General features: G+C 68.0%; 13 protein-coding genes. 4 read left to right on the plus strand and 9 right to left on the minus strand.

Annotated features, from left to right (window positions below):
* Positions 1-140: 140 nt before the first annotated feature.
* Positions 141-491, plus strand: a complete 351-nt coding sequence (locus G531_RS0112240) for a cupin domain-containing protein (protein WP_035758754.1) — start codon at positions 141-143, stop codon at positions 489-491.
* A gap of 10 nt (positions 492-501) precedes the next feature.
* Here G531_RS0112240 and G531_RS22275 read toward each other — a convergent pair whose 3' ends face one another.
* From G531_RS22275 to dnaB, 6 genes are all read right to left on the minus strand, one after another.
* Complete coding sequence (locus G531_RS22275; protein ID WP_051215428.1) at positions 502-1,620, minus strand: Wadjet anti-phage system protein JetD domain-containing protein; 1,119 nt, start codon at positions 1,618-1,620, stop codon at positions 502-504.
* A gap of 14 nt (positions 1,621-1,634) precedes the next feature.
* Positions 1,635-5,090 (minus strand): ATP-binding protein, encoded by a 3,456-nt coding sequence (locus tag G531_RS22280; RefSeq protein WP_051215429.1) that lies wholly within the window; start codon positions 5,088-5,090, stop codon positions 1,635-1,637.
* The gene (locus G531_RS22285) at positions 5,087-5,851 is read right to left on the minus strand and encodes a DUF4194 domain-containing protein (protein WP_162143177.1); all 765 of its coding nucleotides are present in this window, start codon (positions 5,849-5,851) and stop codon (positions 5,087-5,089) included. Before G531_RS22285 ends, G531_RS22280 begins: the two co-directional genes overlap by 4 nt.
* Positions 5,848-7,311, minus strand: a complete 1,464-nt coding sequence (locus G531_RS0112260; protein ID WP_051215431.1) for a DUF3375 domain-containing protein — start codon at positions 7,309-7,311, stop codon at positions 5,848-5,850. Before G531_RS0112260 ends, G531_RS22285 begins: the two co-directional genes overlap by 4 nt.
* On the minus strand, positions 7,308-9,050 hold the full coding sequence (locus G531_RS22290; RefSeq protein ID WP_051215432.1) for an ATP-binding protein: 1,743 nt from the start codon (positions 9,048-9,050) through the stop codon (positions 7,308-7,310). The genes G531_RS0112260 and G531_RS22290 overlap by 4 nt, the downstream gene beginning before the upstream one ends.
* A 187-nt stretch (positions 9,051-9,237) precedes the next feature.
* Positions 9,238-10,554, minus strand: coding sequence for a replicative DNA helicase (gene dnaB / locus G531_RS0112270; RefSeq protein WP_026927478.1), 1,317 nt, complete (start codon positions 10,552-10,554; stop codon positions 9,238-9,240).
* A gap of 504 nt (positions 10,555-11,058) precedes the next feature.
* Here dnaB and G531_RS0112275 point away from each other — a divergent pair.
* From G531_RS0112275 to G531_RS0112285, 3 genes are all read left to right on the plus strand, one after another.
* Positions 11,059-11,271: a heavy-metal-associated domain-containing protein gene (locus G531_RS0112275; protein ID WP_026927479.1), complete on the plus strand. Its 213-nt coding sequence runs from the start codon at positions 11,059-11,061 to the stop codon at positions 11,269-11,271.
* 168 nt (positions 11,272-11,439) lie between these two features.
* Complete coding sequence (locus G531_RS0112280; protein ID WP_035758757.1) at positions 11,440-12,759, plus strand: septal ring lytic transglycosylase RlpA family protein; 1,320 nt, start codon at positions 11,440-11,442, stop codon at positions 12,757-12,759.
* 109 nt (positions 12,760-12,868) lie between these two features.
* Entirely contained in the window at positions 12,869-13,594 is a 726-nt protein-coding gene (locus G531_RS0112285) for an MBL fold metallo-hydrolase (RefSeq protein ID WP_026927481.1), read from the plus strand.
* A gap of 66 nt (positions 13,595-13,660) precedes the next feature.
* Here the strand turns inward: G531_RS0112285 and cydC are convergent, their stop codons facing one another.
* The 3 genes from cydC to cydB all read right to left on the minus strand — a co-directional run bounded on the left by cydC (position 13,661) and on the right by cydB (position 17,974).
* Positions 13,661-15,241: a thiol reductant ABC exporter subunit CydC gene (gene cydC / locus G531_RS0112290; protein ID WP_026927482.1), complete on the minus strand. Its 1,581-nt coding sequence runs from the start codon at positions 15,239-15,241 to the stop codon at positions 13,661-13,663.
* Positions 15,238-16,797 (minus strand): thiol reductant ABC exporter subunit CydD, encoded by a 1,560-nt coding sequence (gene cydD / locus G531_RS0112295; RefSeq protein ID WP_026927483.1) that lies wholly within the window; start codon positions 16,795-16,797, stop codon positions 15,238-15,240. Before cydD ends, cydC begins: the two co-directional genes overlap by 4 nt.
* A gap of 118 nt (positions 16,798-16,915) precedes the next feature.
* Positions 16,916-17,974 carry a cytochrome d ubiquinol oxidase subunit II gene (gene cydB, locus G531_RS0112300; protein WP_026927484.1) on the minus strand — a complete coding sequence of 353 codons (1,059 nt, stop codon included), beginning with the start codon at positions 17,972-17,974 and terminating at the stop codon, positions 16,916-16,918.
* Position 17,975 lies beyond the last annotated feature (1 nt).

The following is a 17,975-nucleotide window of genomic DNA, read 5'->3' on the forward strand; positions in this document are numbered from 1 at the left end:
TGGAGTACTACAACACTGAACGACGCCACACCGCACTCAGAGACCAGCCCCCGATCAGCCGCCTGTAACCAACCTCATGGCCGGGTACAGCTAGGGTGGGAAGACATTCAGCAGCATGACGTTTCACAGCGGAGGCGGGTATGGGCGACAACATCGATCTGACGCAGACGGTGACGGATCAACTGGCCGGGGCACGCGACAGCGAACACGGGCGCAGCGCACAGCTGATCGCCCACGACGGGCCGCTGCGCCAGACGGTCATCGCACTGCGCGAGGGGGCGCAGTTGCAGGAGCACAATGCGCCGCCGGCGGCGAGTGTGCAGGTGCTGCAGGGCCGGATCCGGCTGGAGGTGGGCAGCGGCAGCGCAGCCGAACTGGCCGCCGGCGAGATGGCCCTGATCCCGCATGAGCGGCACGCGGTGCTGGCCCTGGCCGACAGTGTCTTTCTGCTGACCACGGTGACCAGCGTCGAGCAGACCTCGCATTCCTGACCGAGGCGGGTCAGTCCGGCAGGCCCCGCAGCCGCAAGTGGGCGTACGCCAGCTCCAGCCGCTCCTGTTCCAGGCGCAGATCGTGCTCGGCCAGGAGCGCCAGCGCGGCCGCCTCATCGACGGTCAGGCCGGGGACCGCCGCGCGGTAGGGGCTCGGCTCCGGCACCATCAGGGCAGCGTGTCGGCGCAGCGTGACCCGGTCCATCAGCACCGAGCGCGTGTGGGGGAGCCGGTCGCGACAGCGGCCGAGGATCGCGAAGCCATGGCTGTCGAGGTCGCCCCAGTAGTCGATCGGCGACCCGCCGACCCAGGGGATACGCGCGAGTTCGGTGACCGCGTACCCGCGCCCGTGCAGGGCCACCGTGCCGTGCAGCGGCGGAAGCGAGGCCAGCGAGGTCAGGTTCTCCACGATCAGGACGCGGACCGGGCTGAGCGACCACAGTGCCAGTTCGGCCACGGTTGCGGTGAGATCGCGAACCTGTCCGGGGCCGAGCAGTTGGTTGTCCAGGACCCGGACGCGGAAGCGTTGTGCCTCGGCCACCAGCTCGCTGCTGGCATTGCCGGAGATCGCCGCCACCAGCGATTCGACCGGTCGGCGGTGTCTTTCCAGCCACTTCGTGTCCACCCCGGGCACCGGCACTTCACGCGGACGCAGGTGGCCATGCGGATTCTGCAACAGCCATGCCACCACGTCGGACAACGGTTCCAACTCTGTCGCCGGTAGTCGGGCCAGCGTCGTTGCGCAGGCTCGGAGGCCGTCGCCGAGGTATGCCGCGGCGGGCCACGCCGCGCGCAAGGTGGACGCAAATCCGGTCAGCCGGTCCCATTCCTGGCTCCGGCCGGCCATGGTGGCGACCGGGGCAGCTCCGGTCAGCAGGACCCGCACCGGTACCGACTGGCTGCCCATCGCCGGCCAGCGCCGCGGCGCCCAGGCCACCGAAACGCCCGGTGTGCCGTCGAGCTCCCGCCAAGCGCTCAGCCAGCCAGCCACTCGGTCCCGGTCCGCGAGCACGGTGGCCTCAGTGGGCGGGTGGAGCGGCACCGACCAGACCTCGGTCGCACCGAGATCATCGGCGCCCAGCCACTCACGGACACGACGGCGATAGCGGTCTGCCGCGAGCCTCCGCACGTCGTCCGGCGTCCTCAAAACAGCGTTTCCATCGTTGCGGGGTCCGCCACGACATTCGGTCGTTTCTCCGCCGCGGGAGTATGGTCGGCCCCGTTCCGGTCGGAGGTGGTGGTCCCCCGCGGGGCGTCGTCGGCATCGAACCGGAGGACCGACAACCGGGAGCGATGATCGGCGTCCATGGACACCACCGCCGCCCCGCCGACGTGATCCTCCAGCGTCTGGAGCATCTTCATCGGGGTGGCCAGCAATAGCTGAAACCCGAACTCCCGGAACACTGCCAACCCGGCCCGGGTGAAGGTCGGATCGGTCTTGTCGAAGGCCTCGTCGAGCACGACCAGCGCGTACTCGGGCCACAACGCCCCTTCCCGGGCCAGCTGGTAGCGCAGCGCCGCGACCAGACAGAAGGTCACCAGCTTCTGTCGCTCACCCCCGGAGAGACCGCCGGAATCGGTGAACACGTCGGTCTCCCGGCCGCCGGGGTCCACCACGCGGGCGACGAATTCGACATGCTGGCGCGTGTCAAGCACCTGCCGACGCCAGGCCAGATCCGCCGGGTCGTGCGACGCCAAGCGATCCAACAGGGTCTTCATGGCATCGAAACGCTCCTCCGCGGCCCGGCGCCCCTCAGCATCCTCGGGCGCGCCGGCGAGGTCGGCCAGTGAGTCCGACGTGATCCGGCTCAGTGCCGTGAGGAAGTCCGAGACCACCGGTAGGATCCGATCCCCCACCTTGATCTGGAGAAAGCGGCCCGGGGCGTACGGGCTGCGTGCCAGCGACTCGTTGATCGGATCGATCCGGGCGCGGATCTCCCGCCGGGCCGCCCGTAGTTGGTGGGCCAACTGGCCGACGTTGTTGCGTGATTGCGACTGGAGCATCGCGAAGAAGCGCTCCTCGAAGCGGGGCAGCCCGTCGGCCTCGAGCTCGTCCAGCCGGCGCAGAAACTCCTCCGCGTATGCCATCTCCGCAGCCAGATCTGCTGAGCGTTCCGGCCAGTCATTCTTGTACGCCTGCATCACCCGCTCCGAGCGCCCGGTGGCCCGGTCGCGGCGACCCTGTTCGACGAGCTGTCGCTCACTGATCCCCCGGGTGACCCGGGCGGCCGTGGTGTCTAGGGCGTCGATCGAGTCCTCCGAGATCTCCCAGTCCTGGTCGAGGGAGGCCGCGACCTGCTCGGGCACCACCTCCGCTTCGGCGAGCCGTGCGGTGCAGCGTGCCAGTTCTCGCTTGCCGTCGGTCACCCGCTTCTGCGCGTCACTGTGGTCGGTGTGACAGCGCCGGGTGACGTCCTGGGCCTCGGTCAGCCGGGCATCGGCGAGTTCCAGCGCTGCGGTGGCCCGGACCAGTTCGCTGCTGGTGCTGAGCCGCTCGGCAACTGCCCGCTGCGCCTGCGCGAGAGCCTCTTCGGCCGAGTCGGTGTCGATCTGGGCCCAGGTGACCCGGCACAACTCATTGATGAGGCCTCTGCGGTCGCGCAACTCGTCCCGGGCAGCCTGGGCTCGGTCGAACTCTGCGTTCGCTTGTCGCAAGGCGGCCCGGACCTCGGTGAGGGCTGCCTCCAGCGCAGACTTCTTGGCCACGGTGGACGATCCCAGGATCCAGCGGGTGCGGTCGTCGATGCGGGAGCGGTCGTCCTTTTCATGCCGGCTGGAACCGTGCTTGACCTGGCCGGCGGCAGTGACGCCCCTGGTGCACATCGCCAGTTCGGCGACGGTGCCCACGCAGTCATAGTCGAATCCCTCGGACAGCCGTTGTTGCAGCCATTGCCGTTGTTCCCCGTCGGCGACCCGGATGCGATGCAGCAGGGACTCCTCCGACGGCTCCGGCCGGTCGACCGGGGGCAGGGACACCAGCCGCGCGTAGACCAGTCGCGTGCGCAGCCATTTTGCGTCGACGTGCGCCGCGAGTGCGCGATACAGGTCGTCGGGGACCAGCAGAGTCTGGGCGAGGGGGCGCAGCACCCGTTCGATCGCACCCTGCCAGTCGGCGTACTCGTCAACCACATCGATCAGCTCGCCGGCGAACCGGAGCCGCTGCGGTGCCACATCCAGGGATTCGCAGAGCTGGGACCGCACCTCCAGCAGCTGGGCGCCGAGATTGGACCGTTGCTGCTCCAGTGACGCCAGTTCACGCACCAGATTGCGTTCACGGTCGTCAAGTCCGCTGCGACGGGTCACCGCGGCGCTCAAGTCCTGCCAGGCACCGGCCACATCGAGCTCCCCGGCGGTACGCCGCAACTCTTCCTGCCACTGGGCGAAGCCAGCAGCGGTATCGGGAAGTGTCAGCCGGGCGCGGTGGGCGTTGCCGGCGATCCGGTCCCGTTCGCGGCGTACCGAGTCCACCCGCTCGGCGCGGGCACCGGCCACCTGTTCCAGGGCGGGGAGGTCGCCGGCGATGCCCACCACTGCGGCGGCACAGGCGTCGCGTTCCACCTGAGCCAGCCGCGCCTTTTCCAGCGCCCGCATGGATTCCGCTGCGGTCGCCGAGGCCCGCGCGACCCAGGTCTCCAGGTCCCGGGTCAGCAACCGGGTCCGCACGCCGAGCAGATGCGCGTCCAGGTGGCGGGACTGTTGCTGGAGCTTCGCCAGCGCCGTGTTCGACTCGGTATGGGTGGCGACATGCTGCCGCAGCGGCTCCAGACACTCAACCTGGCGCCGGGCATCGACGACTGCGGCATGGGCCTGGGACAGTTCGACGAACTGATCGACCGCAGCCGCCGCGTAAGCAAAAGTGCTCGGTTCGTCCAGCATGAAGTCGCGCAGCAATTGATTCAGATTGTTCAGATTCTTCGCCGACTGGGTCTTGTGCAGCAACCGCAGGGCCTGGTCGCTGCCCAGTCCGAGCCGCCGCTGCAGGCGGCTGCCGAAGCTGGAGTATTTGGAGCTGTGATACCAGTCGGAGTGGTCGGCCTTGATCCGCTGCGGTGCCAACCCGTTCTCGGCGTACGGGCGAACGTCGAGCAGGTCCACGTTCTCCGGGGCGAGCAGGTATAGCCGGCTCACCTCGGCGGGCAGATGCCTGTGCCGGGCGAGGTGGAACAACTGCGCGAGCGTGGTGACCCGCCCGTCGGTGTGCTCATAGGTGAGCGCCACGGCACTCCACACGGCATCTCGGCTGCGCAAATGGCTGATCGTGACCTGACCGGTGGCGTCATCGGTGGTTCGGCCGTACGCGCCGCGGACATACGTCGCGATGCTGCGGGAGCGATCCCCCGAACCGCTCTGGTTGGCCGCCGCATTGAACGAGCTCCATTTCGGCGGCACCAGCAGCGTCGCCATCGCGTCCAGCAGCGTCGACTTGCCGGTGCCCGAGTCGCCGGTGAGCAGCAGCCCGCGGCGAGGGACGGGCAGGTCGTGGTAGCCGTCGAAAGTGCCCCAGTTCACCAACTGGATCCGGATCAGTCGGTGCTGTTGCAGGACCGGAGTTGAGTCCTTCGGGGTCGTGTGGTCGGTGGTCGTGTCGTCGGGGATCAAGGTCGGTCACCGCCGTCCTCGCTGGCGCTGCGACGGGGGATCGGGGCGGGTTCGTCGCGCGGGTCGAAGTCGTCCGGCTCGTCCTCGTCGGGGGCGGCCCGGCTGGCTGTGTTCGACGTGGCCACCAGGGCCTCGATCTCTGCGGTCACTGCGGCAACCTGTTCGACGTCGAAGACCAGGGTCAGGATCGGCGAGATCTCGAAGCGCGTGTCCTCAGCGGTACTGAGCAGGACCGATGCCTTCTTCATCTTCTCCACCGACGCGTTGATTCGCTTGGCGAAGGTGCTCGCATCGGTATTGGTGGCCGGACGGTACGGGGCCAGTTCGTCGTCGATCTCGTCCCGGCCGATGAAGACCCTGCCGGTGGCCCCGGCGTCGCGGAGCAGCCGGAGGCGCAGCAGGAGCACTACAGCGGTGTCGATCAGGGTTAGCGGAACCCGGCGGACCACCTTCGGGGCTTCCTCGAGCGGGGCATTCTCGATGAACGCCAGACCTCGTTCGGTGTCCAGACTCAGCCGCAGGAACAGATTCCCCAGCAGTTCCCGGACGGCTGCCTCGTCCCGGATGATCGCCCGCCACGCAGCGGCATTGCGTTCCTGATGCAGGTAGGGGCCCCGCAGCAGGGCCACCACCGCGCGCCGGGTGTCGTCGGGCAGCCGGCCGTGATCCTCGCGACTCAACTGGTGCAGGTCCAGCGTGTGGCTGTCGGTCGGTGGATCTTCGGACGGATCGATTCGTGGATCTTCGATTTCCGCAGTCATCGGTCCCATTCTGCGGGTGGGGTGGTGAAGACGTACCTCGGGGCGTACGCGGCCCGGTCGACACCGCTGACACTGCGCCAGCGCAGCAGTTCGGTGTCGGTGGTCCTGGTGGCGTGCCGTTCGGCCAGCGACAGCAACCCGATGACCGACGCCAGCCCCTGAGTGGCGGGATGCTCGGTCAGCACCTGGGCCACGGTCGCGCTGGGGTGTTGGGCCAGGGTCGCTGCGACGGCGGCGGTCAACTCCGCGAAATCGATCTCGCTCTCGCGTACGCGACGGCGCAACTCGGCCAGGTCGACGGTGCCGGCAGGCACCACGGCCAGCGGGGCGGTAGCGCGCACATCGCCGGGGTTGTGCAGGGCCCAGGTCCCGATCGAGGCCAGCGGGATCGACGTGATGGTGAGCTCGCTGCGGGCCCCGGCGGTCGGCGTCAGCGTCCGCAACGCGTCGAGGACCACCCGCTGGGCGGCGGTGATGGCGTCCTCGAGGCGCCGGTGCTCCTGCCAGGAGCGGGTCTGGACGAACTGGCGCAGGCTGCGGGACAGCCCGGTCATGGTGGAGCGAACGGTGCCTGAATCGTGTTGCAGGGTGGTGAGCAGTTCGCGCAGAACATGGCGCTGTTGCGCGGGGAGCGCTTGGGCGAAGCTGCGGTCGAGGATGCCGGCGACTGCCGCGTCGAAGGTTTCGGCTCTCTCCGGATCCAGTACCACGGCATGGAAGGCGCGGAATGTCCGCCCGGCCGGGGAATCCTCGATGAGGTCCACTCCGGCGAAGACCTCCTCCAGGACCTCCGCGCGGGCTGCTGATGATCGGATGATGCGGTCCTTGAGCTCTCGGTTGAGCGACTCGAGGTCGGCGTTGACCCGGGCGAAGTCGGTGGAGATTTCGCCGGAAAGCGCCAGGATGTCGGCCAGCCGCTCCCGGGCGGTGGCTGCATCCAGTGGGTCGAACTCGCCTCGCTCGACCCGGGCGATCTCGGCGTCGAGTCGGTCCCGTTCGGCGGTCAGAGCTTCGAGTCGACTGCTTGACTCGGGGTCGGTGTCGCGAGCCAGCCGAGCCAACAGGTCGGCCACATTGGTGAAGCGGGAGGAGGTCATGCTGGTGCGGGGAGACTCGAGGGTCTCCAGAAAAGCCAGTGCCGCCGCAGCCCCCGCCGACAGCTCCACGGTCTCCTCCCGGCCCGCTCCGGGCCGCCGGATCAGATAGCCCCGACGAACCCAGTCGCTGACGTACTCCTGCGCGGTCTGCGGCAGGTCGAACCCGCCATCACGCAGCAAAGACAGATCGGCAGCTACCTCGGTGACAAACTCGGCCGCCGGCACCACCCGGCGCGACCCGCCCAGATGCACAGTCAGGATCGCTGCGGTCACCGCGGCGTTGTCGGAGCGGAGGAGGGCGAGCGCAGGCTGCTCGCGCAGTCGGGTGTACGCATGCGCCGTGGCGGGGGTACTCGCGGTCATCTCGTAGCCTCGGGTGAGGCAGGCACCCGTTGATAGGTGCCCCGGCGCCGGGGGACGGCGGCCGGGACAGCGTGGCCTTCTTCACGGAGCCGGTTGAGAGCGTATCGAACCTGGCGCTGGGACAGCCCCGTGCGTGAGGCAACCTCGGCAACCGTTCGCGGCTGCGCCAAGGCGGCCCACACGGTGGGCGTGTGCGGGCCGAGGTCAACCACCTCGGCCGGGGCTTCGATTGGCAGATATGTGGCCTCGGCACCCGTGGGGACTCTGAGCGCAGGACTGAGTTGATAAGTCGTTTGGCCACGTTCGCCCACCGCCTCGGCGAAGCCCCGTTCGACCAGTTGCTGGAGCCACCGTCGGGCCTCGACCGAGTCGACTGGGGGAAAGTCTGTTCTCACCGAAGAGTTCGTCCATTGGGCACCATGCCGCATGCCTGCCAGGATCGCTCGCTGTTCGCTGCTGAGGTCGCCTCCGCCTGGAAGTGTCGCCAACCAGCTCAGGTCGTCCTGACTCAACAACGTGTGGCGTGACAGCAACGCGGTGAAACGAACCCCATAGTCGGTAAACCGCGGAGGACGCAGACCTGCCTCCCGAGTTGCCAGGATGGCCTCTCGGATCCCTCCTCCTTCGCCTTCGATCACTCTGGTGCCATCGGGTAACCGGACGTTCTTGCAGATCTCATAGAGAAAGCTGTTCACGGCGCTCTTGCCCTCCGGGTGCCCGAGCTGTCCTTCGGAGATTCCCCAGAGGCCACCGGGGCTGGTGATGACGAGCAGGTCGTCTTTGAGTCGAATCTCGACTCGTTTGGAGTCTGTGGTGGCAGACAGGTCTCGGTGAACCAATGCATTGGCGATTAGTTCCCGGACCGCTCGCATTGGAACTTCGGGGGTATCGATCCCGTGCCCGCCGTCGTTGTAGCTCATCCGATGCGACGTATTCCGGCGTACCCACTCCATGGCCCTATCGAGCAACTCCGGCAACGGACCATCGAGATGGACCAAATCCCGGGTACGGCTCCCCGAGCCGCGGGGCAGTTGCACGGCGGCGGTGATCCCCAAGGTGGGGCGCCACTGTTGTGGATATTTGCCCAGCGTGTAGAGGCCACCGAGAGTAAGCGAATTGTCATGCGACAGGACCGAGGTGCGACGCAGAATCTCGGTGTCGCTCACCGATGCGTGCCGGGCCGAGTTCGCCCGGGCGGCGCTGAGATAGGCTCTTGTGAGGTCCTCGTCGAGGTCAGCGCTACTGGTGCCGAGTACGCTCTCATGGTCCGGGTGCTTGCGCTGAACCGCCTGCGCCTGCAGATAGCGGAGTTGAGCCAGCTCCTGCTCGCTCATGGCGTAGTCACCGTCACTTTGGCGCAGAAAGGCCCGGGACCCGTGCCGGGCCGGACGGTCAAGAAGCGGGATCCCGGCAACTCGACAGACGAGGAGGTCGGAGCCCCCGAACGTGACCGTGTCGAAGTCACACCGGACCGGTGGAGTCACCGCAGTGCGCGCTTGGCTTGCGATCCCCTGCTCGATCGTGGCCAGTTCGGTCAGCCCGACCGGGGCAAACCCAGAGGCCTCATCAAGCCCGACTATTAGTGTCCCGCCATCCGGCATGTTGGCGAAGGCACACAGCGTGTCAGCGACGTCGGGGCAACCCCCGGCACCACTCTTCACCTCTATGGAGGCGGAGTCACCGCCTCGACTCCGGAGCTCGTCCACCAACTCGACAATGTCGAAACTCGTCAAGGTCACAAATCCATCTTGACGCTGTCTCAACCCTTTGTCATCACTGATGGTAGATTTGTTACTTTGTGTGTCACTTTGTCACTCCGAGTGTCAACCGGGCGTGGCATTGGCAGGTTGTTGTACTTGTCGAGAATTTGTTGCGTCGGCCATGAACGCCACCCGCGGGTCAGTCGAGCGTCGGAGCGTGATGTCCTCAGTGCTGCATGTCTACGAAGCGGGAGTAGTGGCCCTGGAAGGCGGTCACCACGGTCCGGGTGGGCCCGTTCCGGTTCTTGGCGACGATGAAGTCGGCTTCCCCCAGGCGGGCGGACTCCTTGTCGTAGACATCCTCGCGGTGCAGCAGGATGACGATGTCGGCGTCCTGCTCCAGCGAGCCGGACTCACGCAGGTCCGACACGGCCGGCTTCTTGTCGGTGCGCTGCTCGGGCCCACGGTTCAACTGGGACATCGCGACCACCGGCACGCCGAGTTCCTTGGCCAGCAGCTTGATCTGCCGGGAGAACTCGGAGACCTCGAGTTGGCGGGACTCGACCTTGCGGCCCGACGACATCAGCTGCAGGTAGTCGATCACGATCAGCTTCAGGTTGTGCTTCTGCTTCAGCCGGCGCGCCTTGGCCCGGATCTCCATCATCGTCAGGTTCGGCGAGTCGTCGATGAACAGTGGGGCGGCGGAGATGTCGGCCATCTTGTTGGCCAGTCGCTGCCAGTCGTCCTCACTCATATTGCCCTTGCGGACATGGTCGAGCAGGATGCCGGCCTCGGCGGACAACAGGCGCATCACGATCTCGACCTTGCTCATCTCCAGGGAGAAGATCGCCGAGCACATCCCGTGCTTGATCGAGGCCGAGCGCGCGAAATCCAGCCCCAGGGTGGACTTGCCCATCGCCGGACGCGCCGCGAGGATCACCATCTGGCCCGGATGCAGCCCGTTGGTGAGTTCGTCCAACTCGATGAAACCGGTGGGGACCCCGCCCATCTCACCGGTCCGGGCGCCCAGGGCCTCGATCTCGTCGAGGGTCGCTTCCATGATCTCCGACAGCGGCGCGTAGTCCTCGGAAGTCTTCCCGTCGGTGACGGCGTACACCTCGGCCTGGGCGCGGTCGACCAGTTCGGAGGCATTGCCCTCCCCGGCGTACCCCATCTGGGCGATCCGCACCGACGCCTCGACCAGGCGCCGCAGGATCGCCTTGTCGCGCACGATCTGCGCGTAGTGCCCGGCATTGGCCGCGATCGACACACTGGCCAGCAGGTCGTGCAGGTAGGGATGCCCGCCGACCTTGGCCAACTGGCCGGTGCGGCCCAGCTCATCGGCGACGGTGATCGCGTCGGCGGGATGGCCCCGCCCGTACAAGCTGAGAATGGCGTCGAAGATGAACTCGTGGGCCGGCTTGTAGAAGTCGGTCGGCCGCACCACCTCGACCACATCGGCGATGGCGTCCTGGCTCATCAGCATCGCGCCCAGCACCGACTGCTCGGCGGCCAGATCCTGAGGTGGCGTCCGATCGCCCACCCCCCGGAGCTCATCGAGATCCGCGTGATCGGTGTAGGACCTGGAATCTGTGCTCACGAACGCCCCTTCCCGACAGGCAACTGCCGGCTGCCGATGATCTGCCGGCGACTCTAGGTGCCAGGACTGACACATATTGCTCGTCGGCTCGGCAACCGTACGCCCAATCCACCCGGCTGTCACCACGCGCCGCGGGCAGTTATCCACAGGCCTTGTGGACATCCGCTGTGGCATCGTTCGTGCCCTGGGGACAGGTCGGGGGATAACCCGCCCCTCGATCCACAGTTTCTGCGCTGACTAGGCATATCAATATTTTTTCGACGTGGATAACACCGTGCGCCAGAGGCTGTGGAGCGCCCACTATCAGCCTCTCTCGGTGCGCCGCAAGGCCGATCGGCCCCCAAACCGGGGGGAATCTGTGGATAGTCCGCACAGGCACGGCGATCTGATTGGGGTATACGGGGGAGGGGTATATAGTGGATTCGTCCCCACGGTAAGGAGAGAGCCATGGCAACCACCAACTACGTCGTTTCCGGGATGACCTGCGGTCACTGCACCAACGCGGTCACCGAAGAGGTCAGCGCGATTCCCGGTGTCACCAGCGTCAATGTCGTCCTGGACAACGGAGCGATGACCGTCGAATCCGACGACGCCATCGACCTGGTCAAGATCACCGAGGCGGTCTCCGAAGCCGGCGACTACACCGTCGTGCCGGCCTGACCGATGCCTTCGGCGGGTTCCGTCTGACGGACCGAAGCTGAGGTCTTCTCAGGGCCGATTTGGATACCGCTGGCCCCGACGTTACCATTTCGTGACGTCGGGGCCTTGCGTTTGCTTGGCCAAGGACGGCTGGCCCACCGGGCCGACCGAATCGGATTTTGGAGAAGTATGCGCAAGAAGGTTATTCCGCTGGCGATCGCCGGTGGTGTCCTGATCGCCTCGGGTGGTGTCCTCGGTGCCAACGCCGCGCTGGCCAAGGACGTTCAGCTGTCGGTCGATGGCGTACCGGTCCAGGTGAAGACGAACTCGGGCACGGTCGGAGATGTGCTGAAGCAGCGCAAGATCACTGTCGGCGCGAAGGACCTGGTGGCTCCCAGCTTCGACCAGAAGATCTCCGACGGCCAGTCGATCTCGGTGCGCTACGGCCGCGAGCTGCGGCTGGACGTGGACGGTCACAAGTCGAGCACCTGGACCACGTCGGCCACGGTGGACGAAGCCCTCAACGAGTTGTCGGTTCGCGACGGGTCCGAAGTTTCGGCCTCTCGTAGCACCGCCATCCCGCGCGAAGGCATGGATCTGACGATCAAGACCGCCAAGCAGGTGGAGATCGTGCAGAACGGCGAGGCCAAGAGCTACACCGTGCTCGGCGAGAACGTCGGCGACGGCCTGAAGAACGCCGGCATCGAGATCACCGACAAGAACGTGGTCGATCCCGCGGTCACCGAGCCGCTGGTCGAGGGTGGCACGATCACCGTCAGCACCCAGGACGTCAAGCAGACGACCAACGAGACCGACATCGATTACAAGACGGTCCGCAAGGAAACCGACAGCCTGCCCAAGGGCACCGAGAAGGTGCAGACCGCCGGTGTCAAGGGCAAGCACATCGAGGTCTGGGAAGAGCGCTTCGTCGACGGCAAGTCGGTGGAGAAGAAGAAGGTCTCCGAGAAGACCGACCCGCAGCCGGTCGATGAGGTCGTCCTCGTCGGCACCGGTAAGGCCACCCCGACCCCGACGCCGTCGCAGAGCAAGTCGTCCTCGGCGTCCAGTGCCCCGAGCAGCTCCTCGGCCAGCAAGTCGGCCGACGCGTCCCAGAGCTCCGGCGGGTCCTCCTCCTCCAGCTCCTCCAGCTCCAGCAAGTCGAGCTCCTCCTCGAACTCCGGCTCCAGCAAGTCCAGCCAGAGCTCGGCCGCCCAGGACACCTCGCCCGCCCAGGGCGCTTCCTGCCAGGCCTCGTTCTACTACGAGCCCCAGATCACCGCTTCCGGTGAGCAGTTCGACCCCAGCGCGATGACCGCGGCCCACAAGACGCTGCCGCTGGGCTCGATGGTCAAGGTGACCAACCCGGCCACCGGCAAGACCGTCACCGTTCGGATCAACGACCGTGGCCCGTACATCGGTGGTCGCTGCCTCGACCTGTCCCAGGCCGCCTTCGCGGCGATCGGCAACACCGGCTCCGGCGTGATGACCGTCACCTACCAGGTGCTGTGATCACCCCGCACTGAACGCCGCCGACCGGCCGGACCCCACACCCAGGGGTCCGGCCGGTCCTTTTTTCGGGGGACTGTCTCCCGGCTCCGAACCGCCGGACACTGAACGTATGGATACCGAAGTCTCGGAGATCGCCACGGGCATCTACCGACTTTCCACCCTGGTTCCGGACGTCGCCCCCGGTGGCTTCGCCTTCAACCAGTACTTGGTCACCGGCGAACAGCCGCTGCTGTTCCACACCGGGCAGCGCGCCATGTTCCCCCTCACCTCCGCCGCGGCGGCGACCGTGCTCCCGCTGGAGCAACTGCGCTGGATCAGCTTCGGCCACGTGGAGGCCGACGAATGCGGGGCGATGAACCGCTGGCTGGCGGCGGCACCGCAGGCTCAGGTGCTGTTCAACGGTCTCGGGATCAACGTTTCGCTCAACGACCTGGCCGACCGCCCACCGGTGGTCGCCGATCCCGATCAGCCGATCGACACCGGCGGGCACGTGTTCCGGACCATCCCCACCCCGCACGTGCCGCACGGCTGGGAGGCCCAGCTCCTCTACGACCGGACGACCCGAACCCTGTTCTGCGGTGACCTCTTCACCCGGATCGGGCACACCCCGCCACTGGTGGACGGTGCCGACCTCATCGAGCCGGCCCTGGCTGCCGAGGACATCTTCCACTCCACCGCCCCGACGGCGCTGGCCGGGAAGACGATGCGCCAGCTGGCCGAACTGGAGATCGACACGCTGGCCCTGATGCACGGCCCGGCCTATGTCGGCGACTGCCGCCGGGCCCTGCTCGACCTCGCCGACGCCTACGACCGCCGCCTCACCGAGGCCGGGTGACAGTTTGGGTGCAGCAGAATTCGACCAGGCCCTGCGACACGCCGGCTGACAGAGGTCGGGAAAGATCTACTGCACCGAAACTGACGGTTGGAGGTCGATCCGGGCCTCGCAGCGGGCGATCAGGTCCGGATCGTGGGTGATCACCAGCATGGCGGCGCCCTCGGTCTGCGCCCACAGGTCGGCCACCAGCGCGTCGGCGGTCTCCCGATCCAGATGTTCGGTCGGTTCGTCGAGAATCCAGACCTGATGCTCGCCGACCAGCAGCCGGGCCAGCGCCAACCGGCGGGCCTCGCCGCCGGACAGGGCCGAACCGTCCTCGCCGACCATTCGCTCCGGTGCCAGGTCCAGGCCGGCCCGGGTCAGGGCGGTGCGGATCTCCTCGGGCGAGGCATCCCGCTTCCCGATCCGGATGTTCTCGGCCACGGTGGTGTTGAAGATGTGCGCGTCCTGAGCCAGATAGCCCACCGTGCCACGCCGCTCCACCGACCCGGCGAGGGGCTCGATCAGGCCGAGCAGGGTCGCGGCCACGGTGGTCTTTCCGACCCCGCTGGGCCCGGTCAGAGCGATCCGTTGCCCGGGCCGCACACTCAGGTTCACCCCCGTCAGGATCGCGGCCTCCCCGGGCCAGCCGATCGATGCCTCATGCAGGGCCAGCCCGGGGCGGTCGGACTCGCTGCCGGCGGCCAGATCTCCGGTGCCGACCGCCGGTTCGGCCAACACCGCGCGGACCCGGCCGAGCGAGGCGTACGCCCGGGTGAGGGTCTGCGCGGCCTGGGGCAGATCCGACAACACCTCGTGCAGCGCCAGCGGGGTCAGCACCAGCACCGCCAGATGGATCCGATTCAACTCACCCGATGCCACCGCCGGGATCCCCACCGCGAGCGCGACCACCACCGACAACCCGGCGGCCAGCACCATCAGCGCCCCGGCCGCGCCCCGGACCAGGGCAGCCCGGGCCTCGGCCCGTTCCAGCCGCCGATCCACCTCGAGCACCCCGGTCAGCTCCCGCTCGTCCCCGTACGCCGCCAGGTCGACCGCGGCATGATTCAACTGACCCACCCGGTCGGCCAGTGCCCCGCGCAGCGGCGCGATCTCCCGGTCGGCCCGCCGGGACACCAGGCGTGCCAGCAGCGGCACCACAGCCCCGGCCAGCGCCGCGGACACCAACAGGCCCACGCCCGCGCCGGGGGACAGCGCCATGATCGCCACGCTCACCCCGACCGAGAGCACCGTCAGCGAGGTGAACGGCAGTAGCACCCGGACCACCAGATCCTGGATCGCCTCCACATCGGTGACGATGCGGACCAGCAGGTCGCCCTTGCGGCGCCCGAGCAGAGTGGTCCCGGCCAGCGCCCGATACACCCGCAGCCGCAGCCCGCTCTGCAGGCGCAGCGCCAGGGAGTGCGAGACGAGCCGCTCGGCGTACCGGAAGGCGCCCTTGCCCAGGCCGGTCGCGCGCACCGCGACGATCGTGGTCTGCAACCACAGGATCGGCGGATGCTCAGCCGCCCACGAGATCAGCAGTCCGGACGCCGCCATCAGACCGACCGAGCACAGCGCGGTGAGCAGGCTGAGCAGCAGGGCCAGCGCGAAGCGGCGACGCGAGCCGGGTACATCGGCGAACAGGGTCCGTAGCAACCCGATCATGACGACACCTGCGCTCCCACGCTGACCACCCGGTCGGCGGCGGCGATCACCGCCGGCCGGTGGGTCACCACCAGCGCGGCAACCCCGGCGGCGCGCACCTCGGCGATGATCTCGGCCTCGGTATCGGTGTCCAGGCCGGCGGTCGGCTCGTCGAGGACCAACAGTCGACCTCCGGCCTCGATCCGCAGCAGGGCCCGGGCCAGCGCGACCCGGCGCCGCTCGCCGGCCGAAAGCCCCTCCCCGGAGTCCCCGATCTCCCGATTCGCCCCCAGTCCGGCCGCCCGGGCCCGGGACAGGGCCGTCTCGACCTGTGCGTCGGCTGCGCCCGGGTCGCCCAGGCGTACGTTGTCGGCGATGGTTCCGTTGATGATGCCGGGCTCCTGCGCCACCCAGGCCAGCTGGGACCGCCAGGTCGCGATGTCGCAGTCGGCGAGGTCCACCCCAGCCAGCAGGACCCGGCCGTCGGTCGGGGCGACGAAGCCGAGCAGCGCCGCCAGCGCCGTCGATTTCCCGCTGCCACTGGGGCCGACCAGGGCCACCACCTCACCGGGCCGCACCTCCAGGCTCAGTCCGGTCAGCGCCGGCTCGCTCGTGCCGGGATAGGTGACACTCACGTTCTCCAGCGCCACCGGACCCTGCGCGGGGGCAGGACGGGTGCCGCCGGGCAGGTCGGTCCCGTCGATCACCGCGAAGGCCTCATCGGCGGCGGCAATCCCGTCCACCGAGTCGTGGTAGTGCGCACCGACCTTGCGGACCGGCAGGTACGCCTCGGGCGCCAGCATCAGCACAAACAGCCCGGCCGCCAGATCGAGCTGGCCGTAGACCAGCCGGATCCCGATCGGCACCGCCACCAGCGCCACCGAGTAGGTCGCCACCAACTCGAGCACGAACGCCGACAGGAACGACACCCGCAGCGTCGACATCGTCTCCTCGCGGTGCTTCTCCTCGGTGCGGATCAGGCCGGTCTCCTGCGCCCGCGCCCGACCGAAGACCTGCAGTGTGGGGAGCCCGGCGACCAGGTCCCCGAAATGATGGGCGAGCCGGGATTGCACCACCCAGCGCCGATCCATCCGGGCCTGGGTCACCTTCCCGATCAGAATCATGAACATCGGGATCAGCGGCAGGGTCAACGCGATGATCAGGGCGGACTCCCAATCGGTCAGCACGATCGCCACCAGCACGATCACCGGAACGGTCAGCGCCAGCCCGAGCTGCGGCAGATACTTCGCGTAGTAGCCGTCCAGGGCGTCCAGACCCTGGGTCATCAGCGTGATCAGCCGCCCGGTGGGCTGGGGCCGGGTCGGGGCCGCCAGCCGCGCGGCGACGATGTCGTGGCGCAACTGGGCCTTCACCCGCGCCGCGCTGCGATGGGCCAGGCAGGAGTTCACCCAGGCCAGGCCCGCCCGGCCGAGCAGGATCAGCGCGAACAGCCCGATCGCCCCGGCCGGCCCCCCGAACGGGACACCGGCCGGCGAGCGATCCGCGAAGACCCCGGCGACGGTCTGCGACAGCACCCACGACTGCGCCAGGACCAGCACCGCGGTGAGGATTCCGATCCCCACCGCGGCCACCAGGTACCTCCGGGTCGCCCGGGCCCGGCGCCACAGCCGCGGATCGACCGCCCCGCCGCGCCGCGATCGCTGCGTCCCGGTCGGCGATCCCGGACTCACCAACTCAATGCACGCCCTCGGCTTCCGGCTGCTCCACCGGCAGGTTCTTCACGCTCAACCGCTTGCGGAAGACCCAGAACGACCAGGCCTGGTACGCGATCACCACCGGCACCGCGACCAGCGCGGCCACCGACATGATCTGCAACACCTTGTCGCTGGAGGCCGCCTGAGCCGCGGTCATCGAGAACTGCTCGCCGAGGCTGGACTTCATCACATAGGGGTACAGCGCGACGAAGATTCCCACGAACAGGAAGACGATCGAGGCGGCGGTCGAGGCGAAGGCCAGCCCGTCGCGGCCCACCCGGTTCAGCAACCAGGCGCCGACCACCGCGAGGATCGCCAGCACCGCGAGCACCCAGTTGGCGGGCTTGCCGTACGCCCCGGCCATCCACAGCGTCCAGCCGGCCATCACGACGATGGTGACGATGCCGATCCGGTTGGCGAAGGCCTGCGCCCGCTCCCGCATCTCGTCCTTGGTCTTGAAGGTCACGAAGACCGCGCCGTGGAACAGGAACAGCACCACGGTGAGGACGCCGCCGAGCAGGGCGAACGGCATGAACAGCCCGAAGAAGTTCTCCACGTTGCCCTGCATCACCCACCCCTTGAACAGGCCGGTCTCGGTGGTCTGGGTGGTGATCGGCAGCCCGCGGACGAAGTTCGCGAATCCGATGCCCCACACCAGGGCCGGTACGAAGGAGCCGAAGATGATGCAGAAGTCCCAGCCGCGGCGCCAGGCCGCCGAGTCCCGCTTGGCCCGGTACTCGAACGCGACGCCGCGCAGGATCAGCGCGATCAGGATCAGCAGCAACGGCAGATACAACCCGGAGAACAACGTGGCGTACCACTCCGGGAAGGCGGCGAAGATCGCGCCGCCGGCGGTCAGCAGCCAGACCTCGTTACCGTCCCACAGCGGGCCGATGGTGTTGATGAGTACCCGGCGATCGTTGTTCTTGCGGCCCAGGATGCCGACCAGCATGCCGACGCCGAAGTCGTAGCCCTCCAGCACGAAGTAGCCCACCCACAGCACCGCGATGAGGACGAACCAGATTGTTGGCAGATCCATC

It is taken from the genome of Granulicoccus phenolivorans DSM 17626 = NBRC 107789 = JCM 15570 (genome assembly GCF_000423085.1).
Taxonomy (GTDB): domain Bacteria; phylum Actinomycetota; class Actinomycetes; order Propionibacteriales; family Propionibacteriaceae; genus Granulicoccus; species Granulicoccus phenolivorans.